The sequence below is a fragment of the Paraburkholderia sp. Ac-20336 genome, from assembly GCF_017105025.1.
GTDB lineage: Bacteria > Pseudomonadota > Gammaproteobacteria > Burkholderiales > Burkholderiaceae > Paraburkholderia.
In genome coordinates this window covers 1-4,752 of the sequence record NZ_JAAGPS010000233.1, presented here as the reverse complement: position 1 = coordinate 4,752, position 4,752 = coordinate 1, and the positions used below count along the sequence as shown (strand labels likewise).

General features: G+C 67.4%; 2 protein-coding genes. Both read right to left on the bottom strand.

Annotated features, from left to right (window positions below; all coding sequences use genetic code 11):
- A partial coding sequence (locus GXB81_RS30365; protein WP_205991139.1) for an alpha-2-macroglobulin occupies positions 1 to 4,044 on the bottom strand: 4,044 nt, incomplete at its 3' end.
- Positions 4,041 to 4,745, bottom strand: a complete 705-nt coding sequence (locus tag GXB81_RS30360; protein ID WP_167050328.1) for a DUF1175 family protein — start codon at positions 4,743 to 4,745, stop codon at positions 4,041 to 4,043. The genes GXB81_RS30365 and GXB81_RS30360, both read right to left, overlap by 4 nt.
- Positions 4,746 to 4,752 lie beyond the last annotated feature (7 nt).

The following is a 4,752-nucleotide window of genomic DNA, read 5'->3' as shown; positions in this document are numbered from 1 at the left end:
CAACGGCGCGGGATCGTTCGCCAGCGCGCCACGCGCCGCGCTCACGGCTGCATCGAAGCCCGCCGGCAATGGCGCATTCGCGCCACGCGCCATGCTCGCAACGAGCAGCGTCGCCATCTGCTTGCCGCGCGGCGAATCGGCCTGCGCGAACACGATGCTGTCCGCCGTACCGGCTGCATTGCCGCGCGCCGCTGTGCCTGTGCCTGTGCCTGTGCCTGTGCCTGTGCCTGTGCCTGTGCCTGTGCCTGTGCCTGTGCCTGTGCCGCCGGCCGCCTTGCCGTTCGCTGCGGCCAGCGCCGCCGCGTCGCCCTGCAAATCCTCGGCGATGCCCGCGACCGGCGTCGCGACCGGCAGCCCCATCTGCTGCAGGAACCACAGCGCAAGCGCGCGATGCAGCAGCGGCTCCTTCGCGCCGGCGTCGCGATAAACGTCCATCGCGTGCTGCCAGTTGTCGGCGGGCAGACTGATGCCGAGGCTGCGGCTCGCGAGCCAGTCGGCGTAATACGCGTAAGCGGTCATCAATGCGCTGCCGCCCGTCGTATCGCCCCACCAGCCGAACGTGCCGCCGACGCCCGCGAGCATCGCGAGCCGCTGGCGCTGATTGCGCAGCAGCGCTTCGAGCCCCTGCTCCGGGCTCGCGGCATTGGCCTCGCCGCCCGTGTCGCGCAACGTGTCGTGCGCGAGCGCAAGCGGAATCAGCCGGCTCGAGGTCTGCTCGGCGCAACCGTACGGATAGGCGATCAGATCGTCGGCGACGCGCATGAACTGGCTCGCCGCATTGCCGACGAAACGCACGCCAACATCCTGCGCATCGGCCAGCAGCGCAAGCGGCTTGCCCGTGCCGTCGAGCGCGACCGTGTCCTGATGCAGATCGAGCCAGCCATCCGCGTCGAGGCGGATCGTCGTCTGCAAGCGGTCGACGTCCTTGCCGCCCGCGCGCAGCGTCGCATCGATCACGCCGGCTTTCAACGCGCCGCTCGGCAGACGCAGATAATTCGCGCCGCGCTTTAACGTCACCTTCTGGTTCAGCGCGAGACCGCCGCCGTTCACGACCCACTGCGCGTCGGTATCCGCATCGGTCTGGTTGAACGCGATCATGTCGATGGCCGGTTGATCGTCGGCGCGGAAATGCGCGGGCCCGCTCCACTTCAGATACAGCGCCTTGTCCGAGCGCACGTACGCGGTGCGCTGCCCGACCATGCCGTCCGGCGCGGCCGCGCGCACGGTAATGCGCCAGCGCGCGAGCGAGTCCGGCATCCGGAAGCTCATGGTCGCGTGACCGTTCGCATCGGTTTTCAGATTCGCCTGCCATGCGGCCGTGTCCTGCTCGTCGCGCCGCGGCCGCTCCAGCACCTTGACGCCGCGCTCGTTGTAGTTCGCGCGCTGCGGGCCGCCCGGCGCGCCCTTCAACGGCGCGCGCGCGAGGTCGTAGGTGATGAACGACAAGCTCGACGAGGTGCGCACGTTATTGCGGCGCGGGTGATAGAAAAAGTCGACGATGTTCGGCGCGATCTCCGGCTGCAGCACATAGACCATTTCGTCGACCACGCTGACGGTCAGATTGGCCGCTTCGGGCTTGCCGGCGAGCGTGCTGTCGAAGTCGAGCGTGACGGTATCGCCGGGACCGTAGACGGGCTTGTCGCTCTTCACGTTCAGCTCGATGCTCGGCTGCGCGACGACGATGCCCGCGTTCTCGAACACGTATTCGCCGCCATGCACGTACAGCACCGAGAACGTCATGTTCGGCGCGAACTCGGCGCCGACCTTGATACGCGCCTTCCACTGCGACGGCGCGATGCGTTGCAGTTGCAACCAGTCGCCGCCCGTGCTCAGCAATGCGCGGTGCTCGACGTTGTCGCGTTCGAGCGTGAGCAGCGCGTCGTCGACCGGCATGGGGAACGTAATCAGCGCTTCGGCGGTATCGCCGATCCTGTAGCGCGCGCGATCGAACACGATCTCGACGCTGCCCGGAATCGCCTTGAGCCCGTCGCCCGCGACCCAATGACTGGCCGCCGCGAGCAGATTGCCCTGATCGTCCTTGACCGACACCATGTACGAGCCCGGCTCGTCGAACTGCACCGGGAACGACTGCTTGCCGCCCGCGCCCGCCGTTTTCAGCGCGCCTTCGCCGTGCGTCTGCGATTCGAGGCGCGTCCATTGCCATTTCGCCGGCGCATGCGCGGCCGGATCGAGCACGCCGAGCGGCTGCAGATCGAAGCTGACCGCTTCCTTCGGCTGCGAGAACGACTTCGCGCTGCTCAGGCGATACGGCGTCGCGCCGCGTGCGATCAGCACCTCGCGCGTCACGCGCACCTTGTACGCGGCGCCGTCCTGCGCGAACAGCGTCAGCGCGTAGCGACTCGGCTCCTGCGCGGCCGGCAGCGTCAGGTCCGCGTTGCCGTTGCTGTCGGTCTTCAGTTCCTGCTGTTCGAGCTTGACCGGAAAGAGCCCCGCGTAACGCAATTCGCCGTCGACGATCGTCACTTTCTGCGCGCGCAGCGTGACCGAAATCTTGCTGTCGCGCACCGGCTTGCCGTCCGGATAGCGCAACTGGATCTTGCCCTTCAGCGGCTCGCCGGTCGCGTAGTCGGCCTTCTCCATCGCGAGGTTCACGTCGAAGTGCGGCTTCACGTATTCGGCGACGCGAAACGCGCTGCCATAGACGTCGCCGCGATAATCGAAGCGCAGCGTGTAGCCGCCGGCGGTGGCGTCGGCGGGCAAGGTGAACGAGGTATCCGCGCCGGTATCGGACGCGAAATGCACGCTGCGCGTCGCGACCGGCGCACCGTTCGGGTCGAGCACGTCGAGCTTGAGGTCGGCGGCTTCGGGCGCGGACGATTGCGTCGCGTTCTGGAACGTGCGGCCGATGAACTTCACCTGCACCGTATCGCCGGGCCGGTACATCGGCCGGTCCGTCACGGCGTAGATCTTCGTGTTGTAGATCTCGCTGTCGTAATAGAAATTTTCGGAGACGAACACGCCGCCCTGCGGATCGACGCCGAGCACATAGCTGCGCTCGGGGCTCACGTGCTGCAACGGCAGCGCGCCGTCGCCGCCGGTGGTGCCGCTTTGCAGCACCCCCACGCCGTCGGTCCAGCTCACCTCGGTATTCGCGACCGGCTTGCCGTTGTCGCGCCGCGCGGTCCACACGAGCATGCCGCCCGCGGTCGCCTTCACGACCGCGACCGTGTCCGACACGAACAGCAGCGTATGCGCGCGATAGTTGCCGATCACGGCTTCGACGATATAGAGCCCCGGCGGCAGCTTGCCGACCGGAATCATCACGTTGCCGGCGCTCTCGTCGATGAAGTTGCTGCTACTGCCTTCGAGATTCACGCCCTTCGGCGGCGCAATCGCCTTCGCGTCCCAGATCGGATAGCGAAAGCGCGCGACCACGTCGTAGCCCTTCAACGGCGCAAACGACGAGCGCGGCTCGAACTGCGTCTGCTTGCCGGTCTGCTCGCCGAGCTTGAATTGCGGCTCGGCCGCGGTCGCCTTGCTGCGCGTCGCGAACGACAGCACGCGCTGCCACGCGCGGCGCGCTTCGGTGAACCACCGGTCCCATAGATACGCGAGCGTGTTCGCGAGCCCTTCGCCCTGGTAATTCGGCGCAACGTTCAGGCGATGCAGATTCTTCTGCGCCTTCAGAAACTCGAGCGGCTGCGGCACACGATACACGACGATGTCCGCGCCGCCATACGGCTGCAACGCGTCCTTGAAATCGCGGCCCGGCGCTTCGAGCCGCACCTGCGCGAGCTGATCGCTGCCGAAGCTCGCGTCGGACAGCAGAAAGAACGGCTGACCGTCGACCTTCTGCGCGCTGTAGTTGCTCGGCGGCGCCGCTTGCAGCGTGGGGTTCGCGGCGATGTTGGCGTCGGCCGTGTCATCGGCTGCGGCGTCGTCGTCGGCGCGAGCCGGGGCCGTGAATGCGAACGCAAGTGTCAGCGCGACGAACAGCGCGGTGAACAGGCAGGCCACGCGACGCCACACGCCGCCCCAGGCGCCGCTCGAAAAACGGCCGCACGCGATTTTTCTTCGGATCATGGTGTCAGAAAGTCCAAACGAAACACGCCAACGAAATTCGGATTGCCGTCGAGCGGCTGCCAGCGGGAATCTTTCCATTGCACGAGGTCGGAAACGGCGACCGCGCGCAGACCGGTATCGGTCGGCGTGACGGTGCCGGTGTGATAGGCGATGTAGCGATCGAGCCAGATCATCAGATGCTGGTCGTCGCCCTGGTCGAAGAACAGCAGGTCGCACGGCAAAGCCTGGTTGATGTCTTTCGCGACGAAGCGGCTGTTGCGCTGGATCAGCGCGATCGCCGACGCATACGCTCCCGTCGAGCCGTCGACGCGCGTCCAGCGGTTCGCGAGCGTGCGTTGCGAGGCCGTTAGCTGCAACTCGGGCGGCATGCTGCTCGCGTCCGCGAGACCGGTCATGCCGTTCGCGCGCAGCCATTTGCTGTCGTGCGGCTTCAGCGTCTCGCCGACCGCGAAGCGCACGAGGCCCGCGCAATCGCGCTGCGTCCAGCGCGGGGTCGGACCGTGCCGCAGTTGCTGATCGACAATGCGCGAGAACCAGGCGCGAAACGCGGCCGATTGCTGAGGCGAGAATGCGTCGGGGTCGGGCTGCGCGGCCGTGCTCGTGAGCGCGTGGGCCAACGGCGCCGCGCTCGCGAGTGCAGCGAGTGCCATGAGCGATGCGGCGCGCGCGAACCAGAGACGACGCGCGGGGTCGGGCTGCATGGTGCCG